Below are 14,612 nucleotides of genomic sequence, written 5' to 3'. Positions count from 1 at the left end.
CTGCCCCATTCGCACCAACGCCGACAACACGGCGATCACAAACACGTCGATCATTGACCAACGACCAACGAATTCGACCACTTCATAAATCAGATGCATGCGCTCGCTGTCGGCACGCGGTTTCTTCCTGCCGTTTGCATCCCAGCACAGCCAACCGATCGCCAGCATTTTCAGCGACGGCACCATGATGCTGGCGATGAAAATCACCATCGCCACCGGGTAAGAGCCACTTCCCCACAGCAGGATCACCCCCGCCATGATGGTGGAGTTCATCTTGTTGCCCAGCGCCTCGGTCACCATGATCGGCATTAGGTTGGCCGGTATATACAGCATGACAGAGGTCACCAGCAGCGCCAGCGTCCACTGCAGGCTGTGGCGGCGGCGCACATAGCCGGGGGTGTGGCAACGTGGGCAGCGCACCTGGTTGGCCGGCAGGATCGCCGTGCAGCACGCGCAAGAGCGCACGCCCTGGCGCATGCCGGTACGCCCCGCCGTCAGCGGGCGGTCGAGGCGCGGCGCCGGTTCGATGTCCTGCCACAGCCAACGCCTGTCCACGCACTGGAAAGCGCGCACCTGCAGCAGGCAGAACAGGCAATAGGGCACGAAGCTGCTGCCGATGCCGATGTCGCCGTAGGCCATCAGCTTGACGAAGCTGACCAGCACACCGGCGAGGAAAATCTCCACCATGCACCAGGTCTTGAACTGGAATAGCACCCGGGCCATCCACGCTTTGAGCCCCAGCGGCAAGCGCACTTTGGCGCACAGCAGAACGATCGCCACCATGCAGAACGCCGGGATCAGCTGCACGAACACCATAAACAGCGTGGCCATGCTGGCGTAGTCTTCCGCCACCATGACTTCCGGGATTTGGATCAGCCGGATTTCGTTGCCGAGGCCGGCAACGCGCATGTTGATAAACGGGAAAATGTTGGCCAGCACCAGCATGAACAAGGCGCTGAGCGCGTAACCGATCGGCCGCTTGCGCGGCTCGTCCCAGCGGGTCGTGAGCGTGGTTTTGCAGCGCGGGCATACCGCTTTGCTGCCATAGGCCAGCGGCGGCAGCGCCACCAGCATGTCGCACTGCGGGCAGAGCGTCTTATTCTGTGACGACGCGTCGATGTGCAGTAGTGCTGGCCGACTGAAGGATGGCAACTGGTTTTCCCTGTAATTGGGGGGCAACGTACGGGGTATTTGACTCAAAAAACTGTCCCAAGAATGTTCATGATAGTTTTATTATGCAATTTTCGCGCAGAGGTTAGTCGTATTAAGCGTGCGAACTTGCTCTGCAATATCATCTATGATTTGAAAACGTCGGCGATACTCCGCGCGTTTTTTGCTGGGAATATGCTCCAAAGATTTTCTTTCAAACGTCAAGGGCAGTTGCCAGCGCCAGGCATTTTGTTTTATCCCGCCTATCAATGACCAGAAATCGTCGTAACTTGCATGTAAATGCCGGCCTTTGCTCAGTCGATAGCGTAATGAGCGAAAAACGTGTCCATTATCACTGACGCCATAAATGGCGCTCACCGCAGTGAGTTCAGCGAAGCGGCTGATAAACTCCATCAAAACACGTTTGGGGAAAATACCCGACAGAGCACGCGTAGCTTCTTTGATGGTCTCGTGCGGTACGTGCCGTCCAGGGCCTTGCAGACCACCAATGATGAAATGCCATTCAGCCCCTTCGGACACGGCCGAAAAGGTCACGCTGGCGAGTAACACATTATTGTCACCACGCAGCCATAGCGTTGACTCACCTTCTCGTTCTGCCTTGTGCGCACAAGAGGCAGAAATGGTAAAACGTGCCTCTTCTCTGCCGGTGAATTCCGCCAAAATCGTTTCTTCTTGTGATATCAGCGCATTGGACAGCATTTTGTTGTTGAGGGAAGACACATATCGGTAATGGCTGACAATAGCCGATGCGCGTTGTTTGGCATTAAGGTTGCGCATCAGGTATTGCCTGTGCGTTTTACAAGGGAATGTGTTTTGATGATATAATATCGATTTTAAATCACTCTGTTGAGTTAAAATGGATAGTGCCTTTTTAGTCGGTGAATAGTATAAAATAAGTCGAAGTAAAAACTTTGCACGGAAGCTCTTCTTCCTCCAGACAGGACCTGGGACGATCTGTCCCGAGAGTAATTCGTAGATAATGTTTTTTTTCAAGATTCATATCCTGCAAGCACTATTCTTTGACTTTTGCATGTTTATTGACTGGCGGTTTTTATGCCATTCTAATAGATGATTGTTAATTTATTGTCTGCTATTTATCAAGGTTTGATGGAGAAGGTATTTTTAACGCTAATGGCATGTAATTGTTGTGCATTTTATAATAAGTCGATGTTTTTTTCTTCATATGGCGTCATAAGTATGGCTATTGATGTTTGCTCTTTGAAATACAGTGCTCTGAACATTGTTGACATAATTAACCACGGGGGGTAACTTTCTCACTCAGAATATTATTAAAATCAGAATATAATAATGCGTTTTAGAGTGAAGTAGAGGCTGTTGGGATATGTTTTTTCAGGGTGGTAACGATTTTATCGTTAAACTGCCTAATGAATTAACTAGGCTCGATTGCGGAAAGCGGCGCCGTTGACTGATTATTATAGTGAAGGGTGCTAGTAATATCCCGGGTTGTTAGTAATGGAATCGAACTTTAATTATTAAGTGAAAATAAAGAGATTGGCAAGATGATTTTATAAGTAAGTGTGGCGATATAGAATCTATCTTGGATAGGTCGCTGTTTTATATGAGGGATAGTTCTGAAACAGGGGTGAAATGATATGTATTGTGATTATTAAATTAAACCTTTTTTATTCTAATGTGTGTAGAGTGCGCTGTTTCTATGCAAATGTTTTCGTACGCTAGAGATGTTTGTAAAACAAGAGGGGCATCTATTTTTATTCAGTGTCTTCTTGGTTTTTTACGAAGAATATGAGTTGGCGTAATTTTTTAAAATTCAATTGCTTATTTTCATGCTGTCTAGGGGACGAATTATAAAGGGCGAGCATTGATGCCTTAACTGACGAAAATGTGCTCATCATAGAGCTGAAATATCGGGCCGCCTACGTGGATCCATATCCCGTCGGTGATACTGGCGGTTAATAAAAACCTGATGTAATTCAGTGACCGGTAGTATATCGCATTGCAACCTGTACCACGCCTACCTGTCGTTTACGGCTGCAAGGGGGTATCAGCAAGTGATGAACCTGACGGCGTTCGGCTAGGCGGTGCCGCAGACGCTGAAAGAGTACGAACACACGTTGCTGAAACGCCGCACCAAGCACGGAATACAAACCAACCTGATATTGAGTGAGGAATGTGAGGCGGACTGGCTGCCGAAGTGTGGTGCAGTGTGACAATGAGCGAGTCGATCGGCCCGGCCGATCAATAGGCCGTTATTGATCTGCCGAACCCATTGGACGCTCAATCGCAGCGCCGCCTATAGTGGCAGTGACTCTAATACATGCAGCAACACCAGGGCATCCTATCGGCCGCTTGAATGGCCAATATCATAACGACAAGCGTTCCCCAAACCGGCTCAGGCCGGTTTTTTTGTGCCTGCGATTCAGACTGTTCACCCTGTAGGTGAACAGGGGTGTACACCGAGAAGGTAGCCATACACCATTCAATGCATTGAAATAAAAGGGTAAAATCAAAAGGTGTATAGGGTGAACAGTTTTGCGATAAATCTTTTTTGTAAGTGGAGTAAGCGCCGGTATTGGCTGTAATTTAAACAACTCTGAATGTAGCGGTAACAAGTATGTATATATGTGTGTATAATATGAATGGTGATTCATAATTATTTTATTTAAAACAGTATGTTGTGTTGATTTTGATACTCCTGTGATCTTCCGCCAATCCCTGACCATTTTCCTATGCTGAACGATACGGCTATCTTTAATGCAATGAGCAAGCTCGGCCGTGCGCGTCATTCGGAGGTCAACATGCGAAGTCTGGAAGATCAACTTGCCGCTTATGCCGCCTATCATCGCGATGCGCGCAATATCGCTACGCATTTTATCGGTATCCCCCTGATCGTCGTCAGCCTGCTGGCGCTGCTCTCCCGGCCGGCATGGGGCGCGGGGTGGCTGCCGTTTTCGCCGGCCTGCGCGGCGGTTATCGTTTCGGCCCTTTATTACCTGCGGTTGAATCTGCGCCTTGGCATTCTGATGCTGGCGTTGCTGCTGCTGTACCTCGTGTTCGGCGCCTGGATAGCGTCGCTGTCGACGGCGGCGTGGCTGAGCGTCGGCATCGGCGGCTTCGTCATCGGCTGGCTGTTTCAGTTTGTCGGGCATTTCTGGGAGGGGCGAAAACCGGCGTTTATGGACGACGTGACGGGCCTGATCATCGGCCCACTGTTCGTGCTGGCGGAAGCCTGCTTCCTGGTCGGCGGGCTGCGCGAACTGCAGCAGAACATCGAAATGCGCGCGGGCAAGGTGCGCAGCGGGAAGAGATGAAATAAGGAATGAATACGTTTTCTCTGCGAGGCCCCTTTTGAAAAAAGAGGCCTGAAGACGACGGATTATGCGTATTGGATCAATTTCCAGGTGACCCCTTTGCCGCCATAGGGCGGCATGATATTGCCTTTAGCGATTGGCGCTGTGGTTGAGGGTTTGCCGACCACTTCCCAGACGCCGCTTTCCGGGCATTTTTGCCCTGTCGTGGCTGTAGTGCCAATAGGTGATTTAGACATAAGATCTTTCCTTAATCAACGCAGCGCCACAATAGCGCTGTTCGGAAAGATATTTACACGTTCGCATATATATTCAACCCTGTTCGGGAAATACGGGTTATGTGTTTAAATTTTGATTTAATATTGTGTTTTAAGTTTTCATTTTTCTTGGTTTCATTGTTTTTATTTCAATTTATATTGTTTTTATATGTTTTGTTTTTTTGTGTTCTAATAAAAAATTGAAATGAAAATGTTTAATTTATTATTTTATATCTAAGGTTTTCGATTTATTTTTTATTTATCGTGCGGACACTGAAAATCTGGGTTATGTCGCTTATTCAGAAGAGCGTTGTTTACCAAGCCAGCGAAGCCCCCCGCACTTGCAGGCTCGGGGGGCTGAACATATTTACCCGATCGTCGGGTAATCAGTGTAGCCTTCCCGGCTGCCGCCGAAGAATTTCTCTTTGATTGGCGCATTCAGCGCCAGCCCGTGTTGCAGGCGGTGAGGCAGATCCGGGTTGGCGATGAACGGGCGGCCGAAGCCGATCAGATCCGCCCAGCCTTTGGCCAGCGCTTCTTCAGCGCGTTCACGCGTGTATTTGCCCGAGTAAATCAGCGTGCCGCGGAAAATCAGGCGCAGCGACTCTTTGAACGCCGCCGGCATCACCGGAGCGTCATCCCAGTCCGCTTCAGCGATGTGAATGTAAGCGGCGCCGATATCGTTCAGCACGCTGGCCGCCGCCAGATAGGTGGCTTCCGGGGTATCGTCCTGCGAGCCCATCAGGGTGGTCAGCGGCGCCAGACGCACGCCCAGTTTCTCTTTACCGATGGCGTCCGCCACCGCCTGCGCCACTTCCCGTAGGAAACGCAGGCGATTTTGCAGTGAACCGCCGTATTCGTCGTCGCGCTGATTTTCCCGCGAGTCGATAAACTGATTGATCAGATAGCCATTCGCGCCGTGCAGCTCTACGCCGTCGAAACCGGCGGCAATGGCGTTGCGGGCCGCCTGGGCGTAGTCGTTGACGATCGCCGGAATTTCTTCCCGCGTTAAGGCGCGCGGTGCGGAGTGCTGCACCATTTCACCCACGCCATGCTCTGGCCCGCGGCCTTCGACATCCACGAACACCTTGACCCCGTCGGCCTGGATGGCGGAGGAGGAGACCGGCGCGGCGTGGCCAGGCTGTAAAATGGTATGCGACACGCGGCCGACGTGCCAAAGCTGCGCGAAGATCTTGCCGCCGGCCTGATGTACGGCGTCGGTGACTTTTTTCCAACCGGCGATGTGTTCCGGGGTGTAAATGCCGGGCGTCCAGGCATAACCCTGGCCCTGCTGGCTGATCTGCGTGCCTTCGCTGACGATCAGCCCGGCGCTGGCGCGCTGGGCATAATATTCAGCCATCATGTCGGTGGCGACGTCGCCGGCGCCGGCACGAGAGCGGGTCATTGGCGGCATGACGATGCGATTGTTAAGCGATAAACCGTTTAAAGAATACGAGTCAAAAAGCATGGCGCTTCCCTCATGTGAATTAGGCCGTAGGGCGATGATGTTTTGCTGAGGCCATTATATTTCGTCGTTTAATTCTAAAAACGCGCACAATAACAAAACACTTTTGCTCTGTGTTCAATAGTCGCGGCAGCCGCCGGTGAGCCGGTATGGCGGGTGGGCCAGGTGGCGAGAATGAACCCGATGTGCGCACGGGCGACGGCGGCTATTGCCTGTCGGCGCGTGGCTGAGATAGAGTCGGCGGCTGTTTTTCCCACGATTTTTAACAAAATCGCAAAAGTCTTTTAGCCTTCCGCCTGCTTATCTTTGGTGTGATCAATGTCATACTTTTGGCATCTTAACTTTCCCGCGCTTCGGCAGCGGTTAACCGGAGTTGTTGAATGAAAATTAACTTTCCCTTATTAGCCCTGGCGGTGGGGGCGTTCGGCATCGGCACGACCGAGTTTTCCCCGATGGGGTTGCTGCCGACGATCGCCAAAGGGGTGGACGTCTCCATCCCGATGGCCGGCATGTTGATCAGCGCCTATGCCGTTGGCGTGATGGTCGGCGCACCGCTGATGACGTTGCTGCTTTCTCACCGGGCGCGCAGAAGCGCGCTGATCTTCCTGATGGCGATCTTTACCCTGGGTAACGTGCTGTCGGCGGTTGCGCCTGACTACACCACCCTGATGCTGTCGCGCATCATCACCAGCCTGAACCATGGCGCGTTCTTTGGCCTCGGTTCAGTGGTGGCCGCCAGCGTGGTGCCGAAAGAGAAACAGGCCAGCGCCTTGGCAACCATGTTTATGGGCCTGACCATCGCCAATATCGGCGGGGTGCCGGCCGCGACCTGGCTGGGTGAAACCATCGGCTGGCGCATGTCGTTCCTGGCGACGGCCGGGCTGGGCGTGATCGCCATGCTGGGGCTGTGGTTCTCGTTGCCGAAAGGCAGCGCCGGCGCGCGCCCTGATGTGAAACGCGAGCTGTCGGTGTTGGTGCGCCCGCAGGTGCTGTCCGCCTTGTTGACGACCGTGCTGGGCGCGGGCGCGATGTTCACGCTCTATACCTATATCTCGCCGGTGTTGCAGCACATCACCGATGCGACACCGCTGTTCGTGACGGTCATGCTGGTGTTGATCGGCGTCGGTTTCTCCATCGGCAACTACCTGGGCGGTAAATTCGCCGACCGCTCCGAGAGCGCAACGCTGAAGGGTTTCTTGCTGCTGCTGGTGGTCATTATGCTGGTGATCCCGTTCCTGGCGCGCAGTGAAATCGGCGCCGCGGTCAGCATGGTGATTTGGGGGGCGGCGACCTTTGCCGTGGTGCCGCCGCTGCAGATGCGCGTGATGCGTGTCGCCAGCGAAGCGCCGGGCCTGTCGTCCTCGGTCAACATCGGCGCCTTTAACCTGGGCAATGCGCTGGGCGCCGCCGCCGGTGGCGCGGTAGTCTCCGCCGGGCTGGGATACAGCTTCGTGCCGGTGATGGGGGCTATTATTGCCGGATTGGCGCTGTTGCTGGTGCTGTTCACCCACCGTCAGGCCGAAAAAGTGGCCTATGCCAACGGTTAAAACGATAACGTGCGGCGGGGTTCCCCGCCGCGCTCACTCAAAGCCGAGCAGGCTGAACGCATCGTCCTGCGGGGCGTAGCCGAGCAGGCGACGGGTCTCTTCCAGCGACAAACGCGTATAGCGGTTATTGGAAACCCCGTGCACCACCGCATATTGCACCCCTTCGATACGAATGCAGCGATCCAGCAGATCGGCGGCGTCGCGATGGCTGAGAAAAGCGCTCATATCGCGGGCGCTAAGCTGTTCGCCTCGGCTCAGAGTGGTGAAGTTGGCGATGCGCACCGACAGGGCGGAAAGCCCCTCCTGATGGGCGAAATAGGCGGCGATGCCTTCGCCGAACGCCTTGCTGGCGCCGTACAGATTTTTCGGCTTCGGGGCGTCATCCGGGCGGATTTGATAATCGAGCGGGTAGCCTTCCACCGCCTGCGCGCTACTGGCGAATACCACCCGGCGGCAGCCGGCGTCTTTCGCCGCTCGGAAGATATTGAAGGTGCCGAGAATGTTGTTGTCCATCAGCGAACCGCAAAAATCGGCGTCGGGAGCCGGATCGGCGGCCAGGTGCAACACGGTGTCGATATTGGCGCAGGCCTCACGGCAGGCGTCGAGATCGGCGATGTTGAAGCTGATGACCTCATCGCCGGGCCGGCGATCGCGCAACAGAGCGAGATCTCGTTCCGCCAGCCGCAATGCATAGCGATCGCCTACTGCCTGGCGAAACGCGGTGGCGACTCGGCCGCCGGCGCCGGTAATCAAAATCCGTCCTACATCAGTACGCAACACCATGGTGACTGTCATCCCTACTCTCGATTAAGCGTTGACCAGTAATAATCCCCCGTGTGATTTTTGTCTAGTTGTTTTAATTAGTTATTCTGATGTTTATTCGCCGTATTCAATTGCGCACGGTGATTTTTGCGCGGGTGAATATCGTGGAATGCTAACAATATTCGATGATGTTTGGCGATGTATTTGCCTTAATGGCTGCGAATATTGCCAGAAAAGCCGATTGGCCGCTGGAAAATACGTGTTTCACTTTAGCTTGATAGTGAATTATTAGGTTAGTTAATCTTATGTTTTTTTGACGTGAAGCCGGGCGATACTCTCTCATCCCTCTCTATCGCTCGCGCGATATATCATCGGCGCAGTGATCCCGGTAGAGGGCGGCATGCATTATTTCGCGCATTGAGGCCGTTTTGCCTTTGCGATCACAGTTCGGCAATTTGCCGTCGCCAAGCCTTGCTCCGCTAAAATCTGCGGTGTTAACGTCATAACTCAACCGATTTAGGGTTGTTACTGCTGCGGCAGGCAAAACCTAAACCTCGCGTTTCTGTTCCCCGATGGGGCAGAGGCCGCGAGGTTTAGGTTTTTTTTTGCGCCGAATTTCGCTCCTGCGCCAGGCCAGCGCAAAGGCGGGATCGGCAGAACGCGAAGTCTAAGGATAACCGTATGAAATATGACACATTAGCCAGTGAGATTTTGGCCGGCGTCGGTGGCCGCGACAATGTGAAAAGCCTGGTGCATTGCGCCACCCGCCTGCGTTTCAAGCTGCGTGACGACCGCCGCGCCAACGCGGCAGCGCTGAAGAAAAACCCGGGCGTCATCATGGTGGTGGAGAGCGGTGGCCAGTTTCAGGTGGTGGTGGGTAACCACGTGGCCGAGGTGTTCGATGCGGTCAACCGGGTCGGCGGGTTGGCCGAAGGCGCGTCGAGCGGCAGCGATGCGGACGGTAAAAAAGACAATCTGCTCAGCCGCTTTATCGACGTGGTTTCCGGCATCTTCACCCCATTGCTCGGGGTGATGGCTGCCTCGGGAGTATTGAAGGGGTTGCTGGCGCTGAGCCTGGCCTGCGGCTGGCTGCTGGAAAGCAGCGGCGCCTTTAAAATGTTGTTCGCCGCCAGCGACGCATTGTTCTATTTCTTCCCGATCATGCTCGGCTACACCGCCGGGAAAAAATTCGGCGGCAACCCGTTCGTCACCATGGCGATCGGCGGCGCGTTGACGCATCCGCTGATGATGGCGGCGTTCGAGGCGGCGCAACAGCCGGGCGCGGTGCGCGAATATTTCTTCGGCATTCCGCTGACTTTTATCAACTACAGCTCGTCGGTGATCCCCATCATCTTTGCGGCCTGGGTGTCCTGCCGTCTGGAGCCGTTGTTTAACCGGGTGATCCACAGCGCGCTGCGCAATTTCATCACGCCGCTGCTGTGTCTGGCGATCACCGTGCCCCTGACCTTCCTGCTGATCGGCCCGGCGGCGACCTGGCTCAGCCATCTGCTGGCCAACGGCTATCAGGCCATTTACGCCTTCAACCCGATCATCGCCGGCGCTTTCATGGGGGCGATGTGGCAGGTGTGCGTGATCTTCGGCCTGCATTGGGGGCTGGTGCCGTTGATGATCAACAACCTGAGCGTGCTGGGGCGCGACACCATGGTGCCGCTGCTGCTGCCGGCGGTGATGGGGCAGGTCGGCGCTACGCTGGGCGTGATGCTGCGCACCCGCGACGCCAAGCTGCGGGCGCTGTCCGGTTCGGCCATCGGCGCCGGGATTTTCGGCATCACCGAACCGGCGGTGTACGGCGTCACCCTGCCGAACAAGCGTCCGTTCATCTTCGGCTGCATCGGCGGCGCGTTGGGCGGGGCGGTGATCGGTTACTTCCATACCTCGGTCTACTCGTTCGGCCTGGTGAACGTGTTCACCTTCGCGCAAATCATTCCCAACGGCGGCATCGACGCCACGGTGTGGGGCGCGATCGGCGGCACTCTGCTGTCGTTTGTGTTCGCCGCGCTGGCCAGCTACCTGTTCGGCGTCGCGCCGGCGGAAGAGACGGCGCCGCCTGAAGCCGCCGCGCCGCTTAACCGCAAGCAGGCCATTCTCAGCCCGATTGCCGGCGACATCGTGCCGCTGGAACAGGTGAACGACGCGACCTTCGCCAGCGGCCTGCTGGGGAAAGGCGTGGCGATCGCGCCGCAGCAGGGGCGGGTGGTGGCGCCGGTGAGCGGCAGCGTGGCGTCGCTGTTCAAAACCAAACACGCCATCGGCATCGAATCGGACGACGGCGCGGAGATTCTCATCCACGTCGGCATCGATACCGTGAAGCTCGACGGGGCGCATTTCACCGCCCACGTGCGGGAAGGCGAGCGGATCGCGCCGGGCGATCTGCTGATCGAGTTCGACCAGGCGGCGATCCATGCCGCCGGCTATGACACCACCACGCCGATCATCATCAGCAACAGCGATGACTACGTGGACGTGTTGACCAGCGGCCTGTCTCCGGTGCAGGAACAGGCGCCGCTGCTGACTTTATTACGTTAATTGAGGAGCAAGCGATGAACGGCAAGTTTCCGCAACATTTTCTGTGGGGCGGCGCGGTAGCGGCGAACCAGGTAGAAGGCGCGTATCAGGTCGACGGCAAGGGGCTGTCGACCTCCGATCTGCAGCCGCAGGGCATCTTCGGCGCCATCACGCCGCGCACGGCGGGCGACAGCGGCATCAAGGACGTGGCGATCGATTTCTATCATCGTTACCCGGAGGATATCGCGCTGTTCGCCGAGATGGGTTTCAAGTGCCTGCGCACCTCGATCGCCTGGACGCGCATTTTCCCGCAGGGCGATGAAGAGACCCCGAACGAAGCCGGGCTGGCGTTTTACGATCGGCTGTTCGATGAGATGGCGAAATACGGCATTCAGCCGCTGATCACGCTGTCGCACTATGAGATGCCTTACGGTCTGGTGAAGCGCTACGGCGGCTGGGGCGATCGCCGCACCATCGATTTCTTCGAGCGCTATGCGCGCACCGTGTTCGAACGCTATAAGCACAAGGTTAAACACTGGCTGACCTTCAACGAGATCAACATGTCGCTGCACGCGCCCTTCACCGGGGTTGGCCTGCCGCAAGAGAGCGACAAGAGCGCCGTCTATCAGGCGATCCACCATCAGCTGGTGGCCAGTGCCAGAGCGGTGAAGGCCTGTCACGAGATCGTGCCGGAGGGGCAAATCGGCAACATGCTGCTGGGCGGCATTCTGTATCCGCTGAGCTGCAAGCCGGAAGATCTGCTGGAAACCCAGCGGCAAAACCGCGACTGGCTGTTCTTCGGCGACGTGCAGGCGCGCGGCTATTACCCGGCCTACATGCAGCGCTTCTTCCGTGAAAACGGCATTCAGGTGGCGATCACCGAGGAAGATCGGCAAACGCTGCGTGAAACCATCGACTTTATCTCGTTCAGCTACTACATGAGCGGCTGCGTTACCGCCGACCCGGAGCAGTACGAAACGGCGCGCGGCAACATTCTCGATATGGTGCCGAACCCGCACCTGGCCAGTTCGGAGTGGGGGTGGCAAATCGATCCGATCGGGCTGCGCTACCTGCTCAACGTGCTGTACGACCGCTATCAGAAGCCGTTGTTCATCGTCGAGAACGGGCTGGGCGCCAAAGACCGCGTCGAGGCCGACGGCAGCATCAACGACGACTACCGCATCAACTACCTCAATGACCACCTGGTGCAGGTGGCCGAGGCGATCGACGATGGCGTCGAGGTGATGGGCTACACCAGCTGGGGGCCGATCGATCTGGTCAGCGCCTCGAAGGCCGAAATGTCGAAGCGCTACGGCTTCATTCACGTCGACAGAGACGATGCCGGCAACGGTAGCCTCGAGCGCCGCCGCAAGAAGAGTTTCTACTGGTATCGCGATGTGATCCACAGCAACGGCGCCAGCCTGAAAGACCGGCGCTAACCCTTCAGCCCGGCGGCAAACGCCGGGCGTTAATTAACCTTATTCGCTGCTGTTCATGATGGGAAATTCTCTCCCAGGGAATGCTGTTGCCCGCAGTCAGCCGTTATGCGGAGAAATATAATAATGATGAAAAGCTTATTACCTCGTTCCATGACCCTGGCGGCGCTGGCGCTGCTCTGTAGCCAGGCGCAGGCGGAAACGCTGCAAACCGGCAAGGACGTTGAAGCTCCCACCGCCAAATGGGAAGGGGTGGCGCTCGGCTTTGAACCGCCGCAGCCTGGGCTGTTGGGGGATATGCTGGGGATCAGGCCGATCCTGGAGGATCACGGTTTCCACTATAATCTCGGCTACCTCAGCCAGCTGTCGTATAACGCCGGCGGCGGTTACAACCACGATAAACAGGCGTCGTACATCGACCAATTTTCGCTGACCTTCAGCCAGGATCTGCAGGCGCTGACCGGCATTCCGGACGCGGCGATCGAAGGCAATATCGTCAACCGCAACCATGACAACAACCTGACCCGCGATCGGCTGCAGGATCCGCGCGTCGGCCTGACCGATCTGTCGCAGGAGAGCTTTGGCGGGCAGTCGATCACCCGGCTGGGCTGGTTGACCTTCAGCCGTTCCTTCCTCGACAGCCGGCTGCAATGGCGTATCGGCATGATGAACAAGGTGCAGGATTTCGATCAGATCATCCCCTGCGATTTTCAGACGCTGACGCTGTGCGGCGGCAAGTCCGCCAACTCGTTGACCTGGTACAACTGGAACGTGCATTACTGGGGCACCACGCTGCAATACAAGCTGACCGACGGCCTGACGCTCAAGGGCGGCGTGATGGAGCAGAACCCGAGCGCCCCCAGCCGCAGCCACGCCTGGAGTTGGTCCACCAAAGGCAGCAAAGGCTTCCTGTTGCCGATGGAGCTGGAGCTGAAAACCCACGCCGTCAACCAGCTGCCGGGGGTGTATAACCTGGGCGTGTTGTTTACCAATGCGCGTCAGCGCGATCTTTATGAAGGGGTGTCCGGCGGGCCGGGCGCCAGCGATCCGCAGGGCTATCGCAGCCACGATCGCACCTGGTTCCTGTATACCGGTTTCAACCAGCAGGTGACGCGCCATGCGGATGACGTCAACCGTGGCCTGAGCGTGTTCTACAGCCTGGGGCTGGGGGATCAGCGCAGCAACTACCTGCACTGGTCCACTTCGACCGGCATCCGCTATCGCGGGCTGTTCGATGCGCGGCCGGACGACTGGCTGGGGCTGGGCGTTTCGGTGGTGAAACTGAGCGACCGCTATAAAGACAATCAGCGTTACCTCAACGAGATGAGCGGCATCAGCGATTATCACGATCCGAACTACCGGCCGGTGCCGGGCCACTCGGTGACGGCGGAGCTGTACTACCGCGTTAACGTCACGCCGTGGCTGCAGCTGCAGCCGGGCCTGCAATACTGGCATCATCCGGCGGGCGTCAGCGAGACGCAGGACGCCTGGGTGACGGCGTTGAAAACGGTGGTGACCTTCTGATCAGGCCGCGTCGTTCTCGCGGTAGCGCCGGCGGGCGTGCTCAAACCAGCTGGCCGGCACGTTGTGCGGCGGCTGCTGTAATCTGAGCAGCCCCTGTTCGACGATATGGCTGGCCTGGCGCCACAGCGTCGGGTCGCCTTCGGTCAGCACTTCCAGCAGGCGCTGTTTCTCGATCAGATAGGTTTGGGCGAAGTGGCTGTCGTAGTCCAGCAGCGAGCGGGTGTTGTCGATCAGATCCGCCAGTTTGATGGTTTTGGCCTGCGGCGATGCGCCGGCGCTGTGGCGCCGATCGCGGTTTTTACGCTCGAAGCGATTGCCGTCCTCGGCGTGGCTGACGTTGGTTAACATCCGCACCAGCTCCGCTACCTGCGGCCCAAAGTGGCTTTCGATATCGCCGAGGGTGGTGGGCGTGTCTTCCACCGTGTCATGCAGCCAGGCGGCCGCCAGCATCTCTTCGGTGTGCGGCACGCTGCGCACCAGCTCCATGACCGCCTGCGGGTGGACGATGTACGGATCGTTGGTGTATTTGCGGCGCTGATCGATGGCCGCATGCGCCTTGGTGGCGTAGCGGCGCGCGCGTTCTGCAAGCGTATTCGTCATTTCCTTTCCCTCCCGGCATCCTCTGCATGAAAAAAATG

General features: G+C 56.6%; 11 protein-coding genes and 1 pseudogene. 6 read left to right on the top strand and 6 right to left on the bottom strand.

What is annotated here, in order from left to right:
- Window positions 1-1,152: membrane integrity-associated transporter subunit PqiA (gene pqiA, locus ITX55_RS21870; RefSeq protein WP_255612420.1), on the bottom strand; the 1,152-nt coding region annotated here is incomplete at its 3' end.
- Between the two features lie 81 nt (window positions 1,153-1,233).
- Window positions 1,234-2,163: a VirK/YbjX family protein gene (locus ITX55_RS21865; RefSeq protein ID WP_048322285.1), complete on the bottom strand. Its 930-nt coding sequence runs from the start codon at window positions 2,161-2,163 to the stop codon at window positions 1,234-1,236.
- A gap of 989 nt (window positions 2,164-3,152) precedes the next feature.
- Here ITX55_RS21865 and ITX55_RS24145 point away from each other — a divergent pair.
- Together ITX55_RS24145 and ITX55_RS21860 are read left to right on the top strand one after the other, a co-directional pair.
- Window positions 3,153-3,359, top strand: a pseudogene (locus ITX55_RS24145) (winged helix-turn-helix domain-containing protein); the annotation flags it as partial.
- A 588-nt stretch (window positions 3,360-3,947) separates the two neighbouring features.
- The gene (locus ITX55_RS21860; RefSeq protein WP_187048500.1) at window positions 3,948-4,460 is read left to right on the top strand and encodes a DUF962 domain-containing protein; all 513 of its coding nucleotides are present in this window, start codon (window positions 3,948-3,950) and stop codon (window positions 4,458-4,460) included.
- Window positions 4,461-4,525: 65 nt separating this feature from the next.
- On the opposite strand, the gene ITX55_RS21855 is transcribed toward ITX55_RS21860, so the two are convergent.
- Window positions 4,526-4,696 carry a hypothetical protein gene (locus ITX55_RS21855; RefSeq protein WP_162837995.1) on the bottom strand — a complete coding sequence of 57 codons (171 nt, stop codon included), beginning with the start codon at window positions 4,694-4,696 and terminating at the stop codon, window positions 4,526-4,528.
- Window positions 4,697-5,081: 385 nt separating this feature from the next.
- A complete protein-coding gene (locus ITX55_RS21850) occupies window positions 5,082-6,182 on the bottom strand; it encodes an alkene reductase (protein ID WP_042783419.1) in 1,101 nt (366 codons plus the stop codon).
- Window positions 6,183-6,559: 377 nt separating this feature from the next.
- Here ITX55_RS21850 and ITX55_RS21845 point away from each other — a divergent pair, with 377 nt between their 5' ends.
- Complete coding sequence (locus tag ITX55_RS21845) at window positions 6,560-7,726, top strand: MFS transporter (RefSeq protein ID WP_223085375.1); 1,167 nt, start codon at window positions 6,560-6,562, stop codon at window positions 7,724-7,726.
- A gap of 33 nt (window positions 7,727-7,759) precedes the next feature.
- Here ITX55_RS21845 and ITX55_RS21840 read toward each other — a convergent pair whose 3' ends face one another.
- On the bottom strand, window positions 7,760-8,509 hold the full coding sequence (locus ITX55_RS21840; RefSeq protein WP_074055663.1) for an NAD(P)-dependent oxidoreductase: 750 nt from the start codon (window positions 8,507-8,509) through the stop codon (window positions 7,760-7,762).
- A gap of 660 nt (window positions 8,510-9,169) precedes the next feature.
- On the opposite strand from ITX55_RS21840, the gene bglF reads away from it, so the two are divergent.
- The 3 genes from bglF (at window position 9,170) to ITX55_RS21825 (ending at window position 13,974) form a co-directional block, all read left to right on the top strand.
- On the top strand, window positions 9,170-11,035 hold the full coding sequence (bglF, locus tag ITX55_RS21835) for a PTS beta-glucoside transporter subunit IIABC (protein ID WP_047573186.1): 1,866 nt from the start codon (window positions 9,170-9,172) through the stop codon (window positions 11,033-11,035).
- 14 nt (window positions 11,036-11,049) lie between these two features.
- The gene (locus ITX55_RS21830) at window positions 11,050-12,453 is read left to right on the top strand and encodes a glycoside hydrolase family 1 protein (RefSeq protein WP_197752417.1); all 1,404 of its coding nucleotides are present in this window, start codon (window positions 11,050-11,052) and stop codon (window positions 12,451-12,453) included.
- A gap of 150 nt (window positions 12,454-12,603) precedes the next feature.
- Complete coding sequence (locus ITX55_RS21825; protein WP_370571523.1) at window positions 12,604-13,974, top strand: carbohydrate porin; 1,371 nt, start codon at window positions 12,604-12,606, stop codon at window positions 13,972-13,974.
- Here ITX55_RS21825 and ITX55_RS21820 read toward each other — a convergent pair whose 3' ends face one another.
- A complete protein-coding gene (locus ITX55_RS21820) occupies window positions 13,975-14,574 on the bottom strand; it encodes an HD domain-containing protein (RefSeq protein ID WP_033652280.1) in 600 nt (199 codons plus the stop codon).
- Window positions 14,575-14,612 lie beyond the last annotated feature (38 nt).

The sequence above is a fragment of the Serratia sp. EWG9 genome (assembly GCF_019913725.1).
GTDB classification, from domain to species: Bacteria; Pseudomonadota; Gammaproteobacteria; order Enterobacterales; family Enterobacteriaceae; genus Serratia; species Serratia ureilytica.
Note: the sequence above shows the minus strand (reverse complement) of the source record. Positions and strands in the feature narration are given on the sequence as shown.